The sequence below is a fragment of the Pseudomonas sp. CCC3.1 genome, from assembly GCF_034347405.1.
In the GTDB taxonomy this organism is placed as follows: Bacteria; Pseudomonadota; Gammaproteobacteria; order Pseudomonadales; family Pseudomonadaceae; genus Aquipseudomonas.
This window is the reverse complement of the sequence record NZ_CP133778.1, coordinates 3,614,504-3,632,981: the sequence shown is the minus strand read 5'-3', so window position 1 is coordinate 3,632,981 and position 18,478 is coordinate 3,614,504. Positions and strand designations below refer to the sequence as shown.

The 18,478-nt window shown below is 61.2% G+C and carries 6 protein-coding genes; 3 read left to right on the top strand and 3 right to left on the bottom strand.

From position 1 onward, the window contains the following. The first annotated feature begins 48 nt into the window (after positions 1 to 48). Positions 49 to 11,808, top strand: coding sequence for a non-ribosomal peptide synthetase (locus RHM56_RS15945; RefSeq protein WP_322233751.1), 11,760 nt, complete (start codon positions 49 to 51; stop codon positions 11,806 to 11,808). 43 nt (positions 11,809 to 11,851) lie between these two features. After that, entirely contained in the window at positions 11,852 to 12,814 is a 963-nt protein-coding gene (locus RHM56_RS15940) for an alpha/beta hydrolase (protein WP_322233749.1), read from the top strand. A gap of 29 nt (positions 12,815 to 12,843) precedes the next feature. On the opposite strand, the gene RHM56_RS15935 is transcribed toward RHM56_RS15940, so the two are convergent. From RHM56_RS15935 to RHM56_RS15925, 3 genes are all read right to left on the bottom strand, one after another. Then, the gene (locus RHM56_RS15935) at positions 12,844 to 14,124 is read right to left on the bottom strand and encodes an MFS transporter (protein WP_322233747.1); all 1,281 of its coding nucleotides are present in this window, start codon (positions 14,122 to 14,124) and stop codon (positions 12,844 to 12,846) included. 230 nt (positions 14,125 to 14,354) lie between these two features. Further along, entirely contained in the window at positions 14,355 to 15,680 is a 1,326-nt protein-coding gene (locus RHM56_RS15930; protein ID WP_322233745.1) for an Nramp family divalent metal transporter, read from the bottom strand. 24 nt (positions 15,681 to 15,704) lie between these two features. Continuing rightward, positions 15,705 to 16,655 carry a 2-hydroxyacid dehydrogenase gene (locus tag RHM56_RS15925; RefSeq protein WP_322233743.1) on the bottom strand — a complete coding sequence of 317 codons (951 nt, stop codon included), beginning with the start codon at positions 16,653 to 16,655 and terminating at the stop codon, positions 15,705 to 15,707. A gap of 213 nt (positions 16,656 to 16,868) precedes the next feature. Between RHM56_RS15925 and gltX the strand changes: the two genes are divergently transcribed. Continuing rightward, a complete protein-coding gene (gene gltX, locus RHM56_RS15920) occupies positions 16,869 to 18,350 on the top strand; it encodes a glutamate--tRNA ligase (protein WP_322233741.1) in 1,482 nt (493 codons plus the stop codon). Positions 18,351 to 18,478 lie beyond the last annotated feature (128 nt).

Genomic DNA, 18,478 nt, shown 5'->3' with positions numbered 1-18,478 from the left:
TCGTCTGAGCGCCCTTGAATCGCTGCTCGACGAGATGGAGATCAACTGATGGAACACTCAACCGCGTGGCGCATTGCCAACCGTTTCGCCAGCCTTGCGCCCCACCAGCGCCGGGAGTTTTTGCAAAAGATGCAGGAGCAAGGCGTCAGTTTCGGTCAGTTACCGATCCCGGCGACCGCACCCCAAAACGCGCCGTGTGAGCTGTCGTATGCCCAGCAACGGCAATGGTTCTTGTGGCAACTGGACCCACAAAGCGCGGCGTATCACATCCCGGCAGCCTTGCGTTTGCGCGGCGCGCTGAATGTGCCTGCCTTGCAGCGCAGTTTTGATGCCCTGCTTGAACGGCATCACAGCTTGCGCAGTGTGTTTACTGAGCAGGACGGCGTGGTTCGCCAACAGATAACCCACTGTGGGAGCTGGCTTGCCAGCGATGCAGGCAACGCGGTGTCTCTGGAAGTTAGCGGTGAAGCTATCGCTGGCAAGCCAGCTCCCACGGGGTTTGCAGTGTCTTTGGAGGAGTATGATTTACGCGACTTTGCGCAGGCCGAGCGCCTGACCCTGGCGCTGCGTCAGGTCGAGCAAGACATCGCCCAACCCTTCGATCTGCAACACGGCCCGCTGCTGAGAGTCAGTCTGTTGCAACTGGACGCGGACGATCATGTGCTGGTGCTGACCTTGCACCATATCGTGGCCGATGGCTGGTCGATGGGCGTGCTGGTCGAGGAGTTTTCACAGTTGTATGCGGCCCACGCGCAAGGCCAGACCCTTGAGCTTCCCGCCTTGGCGATTCAGTACGCCGACTATGCCGTCTGGCAGCGGCGCTGGATGGAGGCCGGAGAGCTGGAGCGCCAGCTGGACTGGTGGCGCGAGCAATTGGGCAGCGAGCAACCGGTGCTCGAATTGCCCGGCGACCGTTCGCGCCCGGCCCAGCCGACGCAACACGGTGCGCGACTGGATTTTGCCCTGCAACCCGCACTGGCCAAAGGCTTGCTGACGTTGGCCAAGCAGCGCGGGGTGACGCCGTTTATGCTGCTGCTCGCCAGTTTTCAGGCGCTGTTGTATCGCTACAGCGGTCAGGAGGACCTGCGCATCGGGGTGCCGGTGGCGAACCGCAATCGGGCCGAAACCCGTGGCCTGATCGGTTTTTTCGTCAACACTCAAGTTATGCGCGCCGCGCTGGATGGGCGCATGCCGTTCAGCCAGTTGCTGAGCCAAACCCGCGATCGTTCGCTGGATGCCCAAGGCTATCAAGACGTGCCTTTCGAACGGCTGGTCAACGCACTGCAAGGCGAACGCAGCCTGAGCCACAGCCCGCTGTTTCAGGTGATGTTCAATCACCAGCAAAGCCGCCCCGGCACTCTGGGCGGGATGCTGGCCGGGTTGCAGGTTGAAAGCCTGGAATGGCAAGGCCGTACCGCGCAATTTGACCTGCAACTCGATACCCACGAAGAAGGCGAGCAACTGCTGGCCAGTCTGACCTATGCCACCGATCTGTTTGACGCGGTACGTATCGAAGGCATGGCCGAGCATTGGCGCACGCTGTTGGCGGGCATCGTGGCAGATCCCGACTGTGTGATTGGCGAGTTGCCGATGCTGGCGCCCCATCAAATTGAAGCAACGTTGTACGGGCTCAATGCCACGCAACAACGCTATCCCGGCCCCGAGTGCGTGCACGTGCTTATCGAAGCGCAAGCGGTGGCCACGCCAGACGTTTGCGCGTTGGTGTTTGGCGAGCACACGTTGAGTTACCGCGAATTGAACGAGCGGGCCAATCGCCTGGCGTGGCAGTTGCGCGATCTGGGGGTTGGCCCGGAAGTGCGGGTGGGCGTTGCCTGTGAGCGTTCGCTGGAACTGGTGATCGGCTTGCTGGCGATTCTCAAGGCCGGAGGCGCTTATGTGCCGCTGGACCCGCAATACCCGGCCGAGCGGTTGGCGTACATGGTTGAAGACAGTGGCATCAGCGTGCTGCTGACCCAGGCACATGTGCAGGCGGGGTTGCCGTTGCCTGCGGATTTGCCGAGGCTGTGCCTTGACATTGAAGATCAACAGGACCGTGTTGAGAACCTGCCGAATCTGGCTTGTGCGCAGAATCTGGCGTATGTGATTTATACCTCGGGCTCCACGGGTCGCCCGAAAGGCGCGGGCAACAGCCATGGCGCGTTGCACAACCGTTTGGCGTGGATGCAAGACGCTTATGGTCTGAACGCCGCAGACCGGGTGTTGCAGAAAACCCCGTTCAGTTTTGACGTCTCGGTGTGGGAGTTTTTCTGGCCATTGATGCACGGCGCAACCTTGGTGGTAGCGGCTCCCGGCGCCCATCGCGACCCGCAGCAATTGGCCGCGCTGATCGTCGAGCAGGCGATTACCACGCTGCATTTTGTGCCATCGATGCTGCAAGCCTTTATCAGCGCGGAAGACGCCGTGCAGTGTCATTCGTTGCGGCGCATTGTGTGTAGCGGCGAAGCGTTGCCGATGGCGTTGCAACGTCAAACCCTGCGCAGCCTGCCGCAGGCGACGCTGTACAACCTGTACGGCCCGACCGAAGCGGCCATCGACGTGACCCATTGGACGTGCGTAGAAGAAGGCCGCGACAGCGTGCCGATCGGGCGGCCGATCGCCAACCTGCGCACCTACATTCTCAGCCCTGAATTGTTGCCGTTGCCGAACGGTGCGATTGGCGAGTTATACCTGGCGGGCGCAGGGTTGGCGCGGGGCTATCACGACCGTCCGGCGTTGACCGCCGAGCGTTTTGTGGCCGACCCGTTTGGCAGCGGCGAACGCGTGTACCGCACCGGCGATCTGGCGCGTTATCGGGCAGACGGCGCCATTGAATACTGCGGGCGCATCGACCATCAGGTAAAAATTCGTGGCTTGCGCATCGAATTGGGTGAGATCGAAGCGCGCCTGCAAGAGCACCCGCACGTGCAGGAAGCTGTGGTGCTGGCGCTGGACAATCAACTGGTGGCGTATCTGGTGCCCCGCGACGTGCAGGCTGGATGGCGTGAAGCCCTGAACGCGCATTTGCTGGCGTGCCTGCCGGATTACATGGTGCCGACGTACCTGGTGCTGATCGAGCGCATGCCGCTCAGCCCCAATGGCAAGCTGGAACGCAAGCTGTTACCAGCGCCGCAGGTCAGCGCCAGCCAGCGGGTTTTCGAGGCCCCGCGCAGCGACAACGAACGCCAATTGGCGGCGATTTGGCAAGCGGTGCTGGGGCTGGAGCAGGTAGGCCGCCAGGACAATTTCTTTGAGCTGGGCGGCGATTCGATCATCTCGATTCAGGTGGTCAGTCGGGCGCGGCGTGCCGGTCTGCGCTTGCAGCCCCGCGATCTGTTTCAACAGCCGACCTTGCAGGCGCTGGCCGCTGTGGCCAGCCACGAACAGGCGCCGCAAATCGCCCAAGGGCCGCGGGTTGGCCTGCAAACCCTGACCCCGGTGCAGCAGTGGTTCTTCGCCAATCAGACGGTGCAGCCGCAGCACTGGAATCAGTCGGTGTTGCTTGAGGTGCGCGAGCCACTGGACTTGCTGCGCCTGCAAAGCGCCGTGCAACAGCTGCTGGCGCAGCATGACGCGCTGCGCTTGCAGTTTCGCGAGCAGGCCGGGCAGTGGACGGCGCGCTATGTGCCGCTGGACAGCGCAGCGGCCACCGATTTGCTGTGGACCGCCCAGGTGCAAAGCGATGAAGCGTTGCAAGCCTTGTGTGATGAAGCGCAACGCAGTGTGTCGCTGCACGACGGGCACCTGCTGCGCGGTGTGCTGATTGACCATGAGGACGGCGTTCAGCGTTTGTTGCTGGTGATCCACCATTTGGTGGTGGATGGCGTGTCGTGGCGGGTGCTGCTTGAAGACTTGCAGGCCGCTTACGCCGGGCAGGCGCTGGCGGAAAAAACCAGCGCGCTGCAAGACTGGGCCACGCAGCTTTCGGCCTATGCCAACAGTGAAAAACTGGCGACTGAACAACGCTGGTGGTTAGCGCAGTTGCAGGGGGTGAGTGCTACGTTGCCCCACGCTCGGGCGCATGCCAGCCAGGCGTTGCGCCATCGCCAAGTGGTCAGCTTGGGACTGGATCGCGAGCAGACCCGCCAACTGCTGCAACAGGCCCCTGCGGCCTATCGCACGCAGATCAATGACCTGTTGCTGACGGCTCTGGCCCGAGCCTTGTGTGACTGGACCGGCGAGTCGGCGGCGCTGATTCAACTGGAAGGCCACGGCCGTGAAGAACTGTTTGCGGACATCGACCTGACCCGCACTGTGGGTTGGTTCACCAGTGTGTTCCCGGTCAAGCTGACCCCGGCAGCAGGCGTGGCCGAGTCCATCAAGGCGATCAAGCAGCAACTGCGCGATGTCCCGGGCAAAGGCCTGGGCTTTGGGTTGTTGCGCTATCAGGGCGATGCGCAGACTCAAGCCCGCCTCGCGGCCTTGCCGCAGGCGCTAGTGACGTTCAATTACTTGGGCCAGTTCGATCAGAGCTTCAGCGAAGACGCGTTGTTTGTCCCGGCCAAAGAGGCCAGCGGCGCAGCGCAGAGCCTGGATTCGCCGTTGGCCAACTGGTTGTCGGTGGACGGCCAAGTGTTTGGCGGTGAGCTGAAACTGGACCTGAGCTTCAGCCAGGAATGTTTCGACAAGGCTGACATCGAGGCTTTGGCCTTGGGCCTCAAGGCGCAGGTGCACGCGCTGATTGAGCACTGCCTGAACCCGCAACACAGCGGCGTGATCCCGGCGGACTTCCCGCTGGCCAGCCTGACGCAAGCGCAACTCGACCAGTTGCCCGTGGCGCCACGGCAGATTGAAGACCTGTACCCGCTGTCGCCGATGCAACGCGGTTTGTTGTTCCACAGCCTGTACGAGCCGCAGGCCGGGGCGTACGTCAACCAGCTCAGCGTTGAAGCGAGCGGGCTCGACGCCGACCGATTGGCGCGCGCCTGGCAAGCCACGCTGGAGGCGCACCCGATTCTGCGCAGCGGTTTTCATTGGCCCCAAGGCGCCAGTGAACCGGTGCAGGTGGTGCAGCGAACACTGACGTTGCCGCTGACAGTGCTCGACTGGCGCGGGCGCGTGGATCAAGCCGCTGAGCTGCAATTGCTGGCGCGCAGTGAGCGTTTTCAGTTCGACCCGGCGCAGCCGCCGCTGCTGCGTTTGGCGCTGGTGCGCCTCGATGAGCAGCGTCAGCAACTGATCTACACCCATCACCATTTGCTGCTGGATGGCTGGAGCAATGCGCTGTTGCTGGGTGAGGTGTTGCAGCGCTATGGCGCTGTGGAGGTGACGGCTCATCAGGGGCGTTTTGCCGACTACATCGGCTGGCTACAAGCTCAGGATGCCCAGGCCGATGAAGCGTTCTGGCGCGCGCAACTGGCGACGCTGGATAACCCGACCCTGCTGGCGCAAAGCCAGGCGCATGGTCCTTCGCACAGCAGCGAGTATGCGGACCATCGGCAGGTGTTCGATGTCGCCAGCAGTCAGGCGTTTAATACGTTTGCGCGTCAGCACAGCATTACCCTCAACACCTTGGTGCAGGGCGCGTGGGCGCTGTTGTTGCAGCGCTACAGCGGTCAGCAGACGGTTGCGTTTGGCGCCACCGTGTCGGGTCGCCCGGTGGATTTAGCGGGGGCAGAAAACCAGCTCGGGCTGTTTATCAATACCTTGGCGGTGATCACCCAGCCGCAGCCGGTCGAAAGCGTGGTGCAGTGGTTGAGCCGTTTGCAGGCGCACAACCTGGCACTGCGTGAGCATGAATTTACGGCCTTGAGCGACGTGCAGCGCTGGGCTGGACGCGCTGCTGAGCCGTTGTTCGACAGCTTGCTGGTGTTTGAAAACTTCCCGATTGGCGAGGCCTTGCAGCAGGGTGCGCCGGACGGCTTGAGCTTTGCTGTGCCGGACAATCACGAACGCACCAACTACCCGCTGACGCTGGCGGCCGTCAGCGAAGGACAATTGAGCCTGACCTGGAGTTTCTTGCTCAGCCATTTTGACCCGGCCGCGATTGCGCGCATGAGTGAGCATTTGGCGTGCCTGCTGCATGCCATGGTTGCCGCGCCGCAGATCAGTCTTGGTGAATTGCCACTGCTCAGCGCTGCCGAGAAAACGCGCCAATTGCACGACTGGAACCCGCCTGCGGGCGCGGCGACCGAGCAGTGTGTGCATCAGTTGATCGAGGCGCAGGCGGCGATTCGTCCTGACGCCACGGCGCTGATCTTTGACACCAGCCGCTTCACCTACGCCGACCTCAACCAGCGTGCCAACCGGCTGGCCCACCGCCTGCGTGAACTTGGTATTGGCCCCGAAGTACGGGTCGGGCTGGCGGTAGAGCGTTCGCCGCAGATGATTATCGGCCTGCTGGCGATTCTCAAGGCCGGAGGTGCCTATGTGCCGCTGGACCCGGCGTACCCGGCTGAGCGCCTGAGTTACCTGATGCACGACAGCGGCATTGCGTTGCTGCTGAGCCAGTCGTGGTTGCGCCCGAGCTTGCCGCGAATCGACGGCTTGCCCGTGCTGGAACTGGACCGCGAAAACGTCAGCTACCTGCCAACCAGCAACCCGCTCAATCTGACAGACGCGCAGAACCTGGCGTACCTGATTTACACCTCGGGTTCGACCGGACGCCCCAAAGGTGTGAGTGTGGCCCACGGCCCGCTGGCCATGCATTGCCTGTCGATCGGCGCCCTGTACGGCATGACTCCGGATGATCGCGAGCTGCAATTTGCCTCCATCAGTTTTGATGGCGCTCACGAACGCTGGTTGACCCCGCTGGTGTTTGGTTCGGCGCTGATGCCGCGTGATGATGAGGTCTGGAGTGCCCAGCGCACCTGCGAAGAGATCGAGCGCCACGGCATTACCATTGCCTGTTTTACCCCGAGTTACCTGCTGCAAATGGCCGATTACATCGGTGAAGCGGGGCGCACGTTGCCGATTCGTTCCTACACCGTAGGCGGCGAGGGCATGCCCAAACACGCCTTTGATGAAGTGCAGCGGGTGCTGCAACCGCCGCGCATCATCAACGGCTATGGCCCGACTGAAACGGTGATCACGCCGCTGATTTGGTGCGCCTACCCGGACACCCAGTTTGACTCGGCTTTTTTGCCCATCGGGCGACCTGTCGGCGCGCGCAGCGCGTATGTGCTGGACGCCAGCTTGCAGCCGCTGCCGGTCGGGGTGGCCGGTGAGCTGTACTTGGGCGGCGAAGGTATCGCCCGTGGTTATCACCAGCGCCCGGCATTAACCGCTGAACGCTTTGTGCCTGATCCGTTTGTGCCTGGCGCACGCTTGTATCGCAGCGGCGACTTGGCTCGCCTGCGCGAAGACGGCGTTGTCGAGTACCTGGGGCGGATTGATCAGCAGGTAAAAATTCGCGGGTTCCGTATCGAACTGGGCGAAATTGAAGCCTGTTTGCTGGAGCACGATGCGGTGCGCGAAGCCTTTGTGGTGGATCGCGAAGGCCCGCTCAGCCGTCAGTTGGTGGGGTATGTGGTAGCCCGCGATCCGCTGGCCGACGAAGCGGCGCTGCGTGAAAGGCTGATCACTCATCTGCGCAGCCGTTTGCCGGCGCATATGGTGCCTGCGCACGTGATGTGTCTGGCCGCGTTGCCATTGACCCCCAATGGCAAGCTGGACCGCCAGGCGTTGCCTGCGCCTGAGGCCAGCCGAAAGGGTACAGAGCGTGTGCTGCCGAGTACTTCGGCCGAAACGCTGCTGGTTGAGATCTGGCAGGAACTGCTGGGGCTGGACGCGATTGGGGTCACCGAAAACTTCTTTGAACTGGGCGGCGATTCGATTATTTCCCTACAGGCAGTAAGCCGCGCCGGGGCACGCGGACTGGCCTTTACGCCGAAGCAGTTGTTCACCGCGCAGACCATTCGCGCCCTCGCGGCACTGGCGATCAATGCCGAGCCGCAGGTGCTGGACGTGTTCGAAACACCGGCGTTTGCTCACATGCCAGGCCATCTGAATGTAGATCGTAGCCAGTTGGAGGATGTGTACCCGCTGTCGCCGATGCAGCAGGGCATGCTGTTCCATTGCATCGAGTCGCCGGAGCTCAATCTGTACGTCAACCAGCTCAGCGTGGCGGTTGAGGGGTTGCAGGTGGAGCGTTTTCGCGCCGCCTGGCACACCTTGTTTGAGCGCCACGAGGTGCTGCGCGCCGCCTTTATGTGGCGCGATGGCGTGGCCGACCCGTTGCAGGCTGTGTATCAGCATGCCGAAGTGCCGATCGTCGAGTGTGACTGGCGCGATCATGCCGATCCGCAAGCGGCCTTGTCGGGGTTGGCGGCGGATGATCAAGCGCGAGGGTTTGATCTGAGTTGTCCGCCGTTGATGCGCTTTACGCTGGTGCGCCTGGGTGAGTCGCAGTTCCAAATGATCTGGACCTATCACCACTTATTGCTCGATGGCTGGAGCGCCTCGCGTCTGCTGGGTGAAATGTTGCGCGTGTATGCCAAACAGCCTCTGCCGGTGCTGACCGGGCGATATGCCGACTACATCAGTTGGTTGCAGCGTCAGGATGCTGCGGCCGCCGAAGGCTTCTGGCGCGAGCGTTTACAGGCGCTGGAAGCGCCAAGCATGTTGGCCAATGCCGCCAATACCCAAGGCCGCGGGCATGGGGTGCTTTATAGCTATCTCGACAGTGAAGCGACCCTGCGTTTGCATCGTTTTGCCAATGCCCAGCGTGTGACGTTGAACACGCTGATTCAAGCGGCCTGGTTGTTGCTGTTGCAGCGTCACACCGGGCAACGCAGCGTGGCCTTCGGTGCAACGGTGGCAGGGCGCCCGACTCAGTTGGCCGGGGCGCAAGACATGCTCGGGCTGTTTATCAACACCTTGCCGGTGATCCAGACCCTGGATCCGCAGCAGACATTGGGCGATTGGTTGCGCCAGTTGCAGGACGACAACCTGGCGATCCGCGATTTTGAACACACGCCGCTGGCCGATATTCAGCGTTGGGCCGGGCAGGGTGGGCAAGGGCTGTTCGACAGCATCATCGTGTTCGAGAACCACCCGGTGGATCGGGCCTTGCGCGGCGAGCAAGAGGGCGAGCTGACATTTGCCGAAGTCGGCAGCGGCGGCGTGACCAACTTTCCGATGGACCTGATGGTCAGTGCCACCGATCAAGGGCTGGAAGTGGAGTACCTGTACCTGCGCGAACGGTTTGATGCGCCTTCAGTAGAGCGCATTCGCGAGCAACTGGAAGGCTTGTTGGCGCGGTTGCCACACGACGCTGATTGCTTGCTGGGTGAAATCGGCTTGCCGACAGGCCGTGTCGAGTTGGCGCATGACGCCAGATTGGTACGTGATCTGATGCAGGACTTTAGTGATCAGGTGGCGCGTCAACCTCACGCCAGAGCGCTTAGCTGTGATGGACGTGAACTGAGCTACGCGGAGCTTGCGCGTCAGGCCAATGGCTTGGCCGTGCAGTTGCAAGCGCGTGGCATGGGGCCTGAACAGGTGGTGGCGGTGGCGCTGCCACGTTCGGAGCAAACGATTGTGGCGTTTTTGGCCGTGCTCAAGGCGGGTGCGGCCTATCTGCCGCTGGACCTGGATTATCCCGCTGAGCGACTGGCATTCATGCTGGCGGATTCGGGCGCGAACCTGCTGCTGTGTCACCACGATGTCGATCAGCGGGTGAGGTTTGATGCGCCGATCCCACGGCTGGTGCTGGATCCGTTGGCTGAGCTGCAAGGCGTACCCCGCGAGGTGGCGTCACTGCCCGGGCACTTGGCGTATCTGATTTACACCTCGGGTTCCACGGGCAAGCCCAAAGGCGTGGCGGTGGCCCGCGAGCCGATTGCGCGGCATTGCCAGGGGATTATTGAACGCTATGAGTTGAGCCCGGCGAGCCGAGAGCTGCACTTTATGTCGTTCGCCTTCGATGGCGCGCAAGAGCGCTGGCTCAGTGTGTTGCTGGCCGGTGGCAGCCTGGTGATTCGTGACGACAACCTGTGGACCCCGGAGCAGACCTTGCAGGTGCTGCATCAGCAGCAGGTGACGGTGGCGTGCTTCCCGCCTGCCTACCTGCAACAACTGGCCGAGGTGGCGCTGACGCAGGGCAAGTCTCCGTCAGTCCACACCTACTGTTTTGGCGGCGATGCGGTGCCGGATGCCAGCTTTGAGCTGGTCAAGCGCGCCTTGCGGCCGCAACGACTGGTCAATGGTTACGGCCCGACCGAAACCGTGGTCACGCCGCTGCTGTGGCGCGCTGAGGTGACTGAGCGCTGTGACGCGGCCTACGCACCGATTGGTCGTGGTGTGGCCGGGCGGGGTGTGTACGTGCTGGATGCGGACATGAACCCGTTGCCCGCGGGCGTCAGTGGGGAGTTGTATCTGGGCGGCAAGTGCCTGGCTCGCGGCTACCATCAGCAGCCGGGCTTGAGCGCCGAGCGCTTTGTGCCGGACCCGTTCGATGGCACGGGCGGGCGCATGTATCGCACCGGTGATCGGGTGCGCCAGCGCGAGGACGGGGTGATGGACTACCTGGGACGGTTAGACCAGCAGGTGAAAATTCGTGGTTTCCGTATCGAACTGGGCGAAATCGAAGCGCGTCTGCGTCAGTGTGAGGGCGTACAGGACGCGGCAGTCAACGTGATTGAAGGCGCCACCGGCAAGCAGTTGGTGGGGTATGTGGTCGCCCCGCACAACGCAGCGCTTGAGCGCGAGTTGAAGGCGCACTTGCAGACACAACTGCCGGATTACATGGTGCCTGCGCACATCGTACAACTGGCGAGCTTGCCGTTGTCTGCCAACGGCAAACTGGATCGTCGTGCCTTGCCAGCGCCGCAACTCGCCCTGGGCCATTACCGTGCGCCACGCTCTGCACTGGAGCTGGCGCTGGTTGAAATCTGGCAAGACGTGCTGGGGCTGGAACAGGTGGGCATCGACGATAACTTCTTCGAGCTGGGCGGCGATTCGTTACAGGTGCTGAAAGTTATCTCGCGGGTGCGCAATCAGCCGGAACTGAGGTTCAGCCTCAAATTGCGCGACCTGATGCAAAAGCCGTGTATTGCCGAGTTGAGCGGGTATGAGCCGGTGGTTGCTGTCAGCGCGCCCGACCCGCTGCTGGCACTGAACAGTCGGGTGGCTGAAGTGCCGCCGTTGTTTTGTCTGCACGCGGGATTTGGCACGGTGTTCGACTATGAGCCGCTGGCCCGTCAATTGGACGGGCGCCGCAGCGTCTATGGTGTGCAGTGCCGGATGTTGCTTGATCCAGCGTGGCAGGACGATTCATTGCAAGCGATGGCCCAGGCCTACGCCGAGCGCATTCGTCAGCAACAGGCGCACGGCCCGTATCACCTGCTCGGCTGGTCGCTGGGCGGGGCGTTGGCCTTGCTGGTGGCGCAGGTGCTGGAGGCTCAGGGTCAAGAGGTGGCCTTTGCAGGCTTGGTCGACAGTTACGTGGCAGGGACGGCCGAAGCCAGTGATGGGCGTGAAGACTTGCAGGACTTTTTGCGCTTTGTACTGGGCGTGACTGAGGCTGAGGCGCAGGGGCTGATGCGCGATGAGCAGAGGGGCGCGGAGCAGGTGATTGAGGCGGCAACGGCGCTGAACGAACACGGTGTGTTAGGGGCGGCGGAGTTGAGTCATATCTTTGCTGTCGGTGCACGGCTCAAGTCCTTGGCCCTGGGGCAGCACTCATTGCCGCAGACCCGCGTGCAGGCGCATCACTGGTGGGTGGCCGGGCGCGAGGCTGAGCGCCGGGTGCATGCCGCGCAAATCGGTGCCGGAGCCCGTCACACCGTGTTGAGCGGTGGGCATTATGAATTGCTGCGCCATGCAACCTTGCTGGCGCAGCTGGATGAGTTACAGCTAGAGCTGGCCTGATCGCGTGGCAGCTCCCACGCTGGTTTTTCACAAGGAAATTGCGATGTCATTGTTACCGGATCTTGAAGATTTTCTAAGCCTTGCCGAAATGGGTCGCATGACCGGCAAGAGCCTGCCGATGCATGCGTTGACCCCGGCCCAGGCCCGCAGTGAGTTTGAGCAAAGCGCCAGCGTATTCGATATGCCGGTGCCGCAGGTGGACAGCTACGACCTGCGCATCCCGGCGCGCGATGGCTTTAGCCTGCGGGCGCGGCTTTATCGTCGATCGGGGCTTGAAGTCGGGCCGCTGCCGGTGGTGGTTTACTTCCATGGCGGCGGTTATGTGATTGGCAGCCTCGACAGTCACGACGCGCTGTGTCGACGATTGGCGGCGCTCGGAAATTTTGCCCTGCTGGCGGTGGATTATCGGCTAGCCCCGGAATGGGTGTTTCCCACGGCGGTGCATGACGCGTGCGATGCAGTGAACTGGCTGCTGCAGGACGGCGCCAACCATGGGCTGGATGCCTCGCGGGTGGCGTTTGCCGGAGACAGCGCGGGCGGGACCTTGAGTGCTGTGCTATCGATTCTGGCGGTGCGTGAGCCGCAGGAAGTGCGCATTGTGCCGCGTGCACAAGTGCTGCTGTACCCGGTGACCGATGGCAGCTGCAAGCGTGATTCCCATGTGCGTTACGCCGAGGGCTACTTGCTCGAAACCGCGACCATGGACTGGTTTTATGGGCATTACACCCGCGCAGAGGGTGAACTGCGTGACTGGCGGATTTCACCTTTACTGGCGGCGGATGTCAGTGGTTTGGCCCCGGCACTGGTGTATTTGGCGGGGTATGACCCGTTGTATGACGAAGGGCTGGCCTATGTCCGCACGCTTGAGCAAGCAGGCAACGACGTGTTGTTGCTGGAAGAACCCGGCATGACCCACGACTTTATGCGCATGAGCGGCTTGCTGGAGGAAGTGCCGGGGATCCATGCGCGGGTGGTGGGGTGGTTGGATGCTCAACTGGGGAATTAGTCCCCAAACCCGATTTGCGCAATCATGGTTTACCGTGCAGGCGCTACTTTCAGTTGCCACGGTTTAAAGCTCAGCCACAACAACATCCCCGGCATCTGTAACGCAATCATGATTCCCAGCGACCACTGATAAGCCTCCACTGGGTGTCCTTGTTCGGTTGACGGCCACAGACTCAGAATTTCCCCCATCAGCCACTGCAAGATAAACGCAAGTACGAATACCACCAGATTGAACGATGAACTGACCCGTCCTGCCAGTTCAGGAGATACCGACTGAGCGACTATCGCGTAGTTCATGGTGGTAGAGGTGCCGAAGAAGCTAAATCCCATAGCAATCAACAGTGGTGATATGGGCAGCCCGCTGATCATTAGTGATTGAAACGAGATGAAGACCAGAACCCCGGTACCGCACACCATGATGGGCTGTACGCCAAAGCGCCGCAGATAGTCGGTAATCGAACCAAACACCAGCGAACCAGCCACCATGGCGACGGTCCCCCAGAGCAAGGTATTGGCCATGCCGGAACCGCTTAATTGAGCGACGTCCCGTAGCCACGGCCCCATCCAGAGCGACAGCACTGACATATAGATCGCATGGGCAAACACTGAGTACAACGCAAGACGCCAGAATACCCACGAGGAATAAAGTGCCCCCACGGCCTTGGACATTTCCGCGAGCGTGGTTTGTTTGGGTTTATAGGTGCGCGGTACGCTGAGATGAATGATCACGCAGACGAATAACGTCAGTAGCGCCAGAATTAAGAATGCTTCTCGCCAAGAGATCCACTTGAGTAGCTCATGCAGCGGAGTGGTAGACGCCATGGCACCCAAGCCGCCGACTGACAACAGGCACGCAGTACTTAGCGGCAGGCGTTCAACGGGCAGCCAGATAGCGCACGCTTTGATCGCACTCATCAGCGAACCAGCAACCCCTAAACCAATCAGGCCGCGACCCATCATCAAGCCCAGTTCGGTGTGGGAGAGACTGAAAATCAGCGAACCCACCACAGCGAATAGCAGCATGGGGGCCTGCACGCTACGTGGACCGTAACGGTCGAGCATGACGCCGAGCGGGATTTGCGCTGCCGCAAAAGTCAGAAAGTACACACCCGTCAGCAGGCCTAGACTACTGGCGGGCAGGTGCAGTTCTCGCTCTAGGTCTACATAGATCAAGGCGTTGACCGTGCGAAACAGATACGACACGAAATGACCGAGGCCAAACGGAATGAATATGGTCAAAAACAGGTACAAGAATGTTTGCTTGATCTCTGGGTCGGCCTTGGTGCAAGAGTTTGTATTCTCATTGCTCATATTGGAACAGCCTCATCTGTTGAGAAGGTTGTGCGTATTTCACAGCAGAAGCGACCCCGTGTGTCTTCAAGCCACAGCTATTGTCGTATGGTCCGGTCTGTCGATTTGAACTGGAAAAAGGCATCGACTGGACGACTTTGGATTCCTGGCGGGCACTTGGGCAAAGGCTTCTCAGTGGGGAGGCGCAGCCCATCGCAGCCTGCAGCAGCGGCTACAAGGAGTTGTGGGAATCAATCCCCAAACCCGATCTGCGCAATCAGCCACACATTCGCCCCGCTGATCACGGCAAACAGGAACCACGCCAGCAGCTTTGTAGGCAGCCGATTCGCGAAAGGCCCCATGAGCTGTTTATCGCTGGTCATGCGGATCAGTGGGTACAGGGCAAAGGGTAATTGCAGGCTCAGTACCACTTGGCTGAGGATCAGCAGTTTGCCTACTGCGTCGTCGCCCATCAGCCATACACCGAGAAATGCCGGGATCAAGGCCAGCCCTCGGGTGATCAGACGGCGCTGCCAGCACGGGATTCGCAGGTCCAGGTAGCCTTCCATGATCACTTGCCCGGCAATGGTGCCAGTGAAGGTCGAGCTTTGCCCCGAGGCCAGTAGTGCCACGCCAAACAGGATGCTGGCCATTGCGCCGCCGACCAGTGGGTCGAGCATGCGGTAGGCGTCTTGTATTTCGACAACGTCGGAGTGGCCGGTCTGGTGGAAGGCGGCCGCAGCAAGGATCAGGATGGCCGCGTTGACCAGCAAGGCCAATGCCAGCGAGCCGATGGTGTCGATGCGCGACAGGCGCACGGCGTCCAGTTTGCTGGCGTAGTCGGTGCCGGTCAGGCGGGTTTGCACGATGGAGGTGTGCAGGTACAGGTTGTGCGGCATGACGGTGGCGCCAACGATGCCGATTGCGATGTACAGCGGCGCTGCGTCACTGATGGCTGCGAGTGAAGGCTTGAAGCCTTCGAACACGTCCGGCCAGTAGGGTTTGATCAAGACCAGTTCGACAAAGAAGCATGCGGCGATGGTCATGACCAGTGCCAGCATGATGGCTTCCAGGCGGCGAAAGCCTTTGCCTTGCAGGGCCAGGATCAGCAGGGTGTCGAAGGCGGTGAGGGCGATGCCGAAGGTCATCGAGCAGCCCAGCAGCAGGTGGAAGGCCAGTGCACAGCCCAGGACTTCAGCAAGGTCGGTGGCGATGATTGAGATTTCCGCCAGTAACCATTGCACCCGCGCCGAGCGTTTGCTGTAGCGCTCGCGGCACAGTTGCGCGAGGTCGCGGCCGGTGGCGATGCCCAGCCGTGAACACAGGCATTGCACGGCCATCCCAGCCAGGCTGGCGAGCAGCACCACAAACAGCAGGTTGTAGCCGTAACGTGAACCCGCTTCGATGGCGGTGGCCCAGTTGCCGGGGTCCATGTAGCCGATGCTGATCAGCAGGCCAGGGCCGGCAAAACGCAGTACGCGCTTCCAGAAGGGTGCACTGGCGTTGACGGGGACGCTGCCACTGACCTCTGGAGGACAGAAGGGGGCAGTGGCCATTTTTGGCAGGCTGAATTTCAAGCGCGGGCTCCGCAGGTTTAAGAATCAGGCGGGCTCAGGCAGCGCCACGGGAGTCAGTACGGGCTGGTCGGCAAAAAATGCCAGCAGATTTTTGACCACCAGTTGCACGGTGCCTTCGACCGCTTCGGGCGATTGCCCGGCCACGTGCGGGGTCATGACCACATTGCCGAGGGTTTTGAGTGCATCCGGTACCAGTGGCTCTGTTTCAAAGACATCCAGCCCGGCCCCGGCGATCCGGCCGGTGGCAAGGGCGTCGATCAGGGCGTCAGTGTCGACGACGCTGCCGCGTGCGATGTTGACCAAATAGCCGTCAGGGCCCAGCGCATCGAGCACGCTCGCGTTGACTAAATGATGGGTGGAGTCGCCCCCGGGGGCGGCGATGATCAGAAAATCGACCGCGCTGGCCAGTTCGAGCGCATTGGCGCAGTAGGTGTAGGGTGAGTCGTCGCGTGGCTGGCGCGTGTGGTAGCTGATGTGCATGTCAAAGCCTTGGCCTGCGCGTTTGGCGATGGCTTGGCCGATGGCCCCCAGGCCGATGATGCCCAGACGTTTGCCGGTCAGCGACGGTTGGCGCACTTTGACCCATTCATTGCGGCGGATGCTCGCGTCGGCCTGAGGAATGCCGCGCACCGCTGAAAACAGCAAGGCCATGGCATGGTCGGCCACGGAGGAGGCGTTGGCGCCTGCACCGTTGGTGACGATGATGCCGCGATTGCTGGCGGCTTGCAGGTCCACGGCCTCATAGCCGGCGCCGATCACACAGATGATTTTGAGCAAGGGCAGGGCGCCAATCTCATCTGCGCGCAAGCCCAACGGACCTCGGGTCAGTACGACGTCGATGCGGTCAGCGTGTTGGGCGATGGCTTCGGCGCGGCTGGCGGGGGTGGGTGCAAGGATCAACTGGTAACCCTGGTGCTCCAGCAGGTGCAAATAATCATCAACGGTTTCAACCAGCACCAGCACTACGTGGGTCATTGCGTGTCTCCTGACAGGGAATACCGGGAATGGGCCGAGATTAGCATCTATGCCGTGGGGCTTTCCCTGTATCAATTCGATACAACTGCTCTATTTAAGGTTTTTTCATCTATGTGTCGGGTCATCTGTCTTTGGCGGCGTACTGCGCTGGAGCCAAGCCGGGTCGGCCTGTTAAGATTCGCCCTTTGTTTTATCTCTACTTCGAGACCGCCCATGACCACCGTTCGCACGCGCATCGCGCCATCGCCTACCGGCGACCCCCACGTAGGCACTGCCTACATCGCTTTGTTCAACTACTGCTTTGCCAAGCAGCATGGCGGCGAGTTCATCCTGCGGATCGAAGACACCGACCAACTGCGTTCGACCCGCGAGTCTGAGCAGCAGATCTACGATGCCTTGCGCTGGTTGGGGATCACCTGGAGCGAAGGCCCGGACGTAGGTGGCCCGCACGGCCCGTATCGCCAAAGCGAACGTAGCGACATCTATAAGCAGTACACCCAGCAACTGGTTGACATGGGCCACGCCTTCCCGTGCTTCTGCACCGCCGAAGAATTGGACCAGATGCGCGCCGAGCAAATGGCCAAAGGCGAAACGCCACGCTACGACGGCCGTGCCTTGCTGCTGTCCAAAGAAGAAGTGGCCAGCCGTCTGGCTGCTGGCGAACCACACGTGATCCGCATGAAAGTGCCGACCGAAGGCGTGTGCGTGGTGCCTGACCTGTTGCGCGGTGACGTTGAGATCCCATGGGACCGCATGGACATGCAAGTGCTGATGAAGACCGACGGTCTGCCAACGTACTTTCTGGCCAACGTGGTCGATGACCATTTGATGGGCATCACCCACGTATTGCGTGGCGAAGAGTGGCTGCCATCGGCGCCAAAACTGATCCTGCTGTACGAATACTTTGGCTGGGAACAGCCGCAGCTGTGCTACATGCCGCTGCTGCGCAACCCGGACAAGAGCAAGCTGTCCAAGCGCAAGAACCCGACCTCGGTGACGTTTTACGAGCGCATGGGCTTTATGCCTGAAGCGATGCTCAACTACCTGGGCCGCATGGGCTGGTCGATGCCGGACGAGCGCGAGAAGTTTTCGCTGCAAGAAATGGTCGATAACTTTGACCTGTCCCGCGTCTCCCTGGGCGGGCCGATCTTTGATGTGGAGAAGCTGTCGTGGTTGAACGGTCAGTGGCTTCGTGATCTGCCGCTGAACGAGTTCGCCAGCCGTGTTCAGCAGTGGGCGTTGAACCCCGAGTACATGATGAAGATCGCGCCGCTGGTGCAGGGTCGGGTCGAGACGTTCAGCCAGATCGCGCCACTGGCCGGGTTCTTCTTCTCGGGCGGCCTGCAACTGGACGCCAAGCTGTTTGAGCACAAGAAGCTGTCCAACGAGCAAGTGCGTCAGTTGATGCAACTGATTCTGTGGAAGCTCGAAAGCCTGCGTCAGTGGGAAAAGGACGCGATCACCGGCTGCATTCAAGCCGTGGTGGAATCCCTTGAGCTGAAGCTGCGTGATGCCATGCCGCTGATGTTTGCTTCGATCACCGGCCAGGCCAGTTCGGTATCGGTGCTGGATGCGATGGAGATTCTGGGGCCGGACCTGACGCGTTTCCGTCTGCGTCAGGCGCTGGACCTGCTGGGCGGTGTGTCGAAGAAAGAGAACAAAGAGTGGGAAAAGCTGTTTAACGCAATGGCTTGATTTGCTTTTATGTGTAGCCGCTGCCGTAGGCTGCGATAAGGTCCGAAGGACCTTCGCTTTCTATTTAAGGACAGTAGGGCCGTTGGGCAGCCCATCGCAGCCTGCGGCAGCGGCTACATTTTTTGCAT

Bases quoted from the DNA above. Each gene is read 5' to 3' on its own strand.
- RHM56_RS15945 (WP_322233751.1), top strand. From the start codon at position 49: ATGGAACACTCAACCGCGTGGCGCATTGCCAACCGTTTCGCCAGCCTT.
- RHM56_RS15940 (WP_322233749.1), top strand. From the start codon at position 11,852: ATGTCATTGTTACCGGATCTTGAAGATTTTCTAAGCCTTGCCGAAATG.
- RHM56_RS15935 (WP_322233747.1), bottom strand. From the start codon at position 14,124: ATGAGCAATGAGAATACAAACTCTTGCACCAAGGCCGACCCAGAGATC.
- RHM56_RS15925 (WP_322233743.1), bottom strand. From the start codon at position 16,655: ATGACCCACGTAGTGCTGGTGCTGGTTGAAACCGTTGATGATTATTTG.
- gltX (WP_322233741.1), top strand. From the start codon at position 16,869: ATGACCACCGTTCGCACGCGCATCGCGCCATCGCCTACCGGCGACCCC.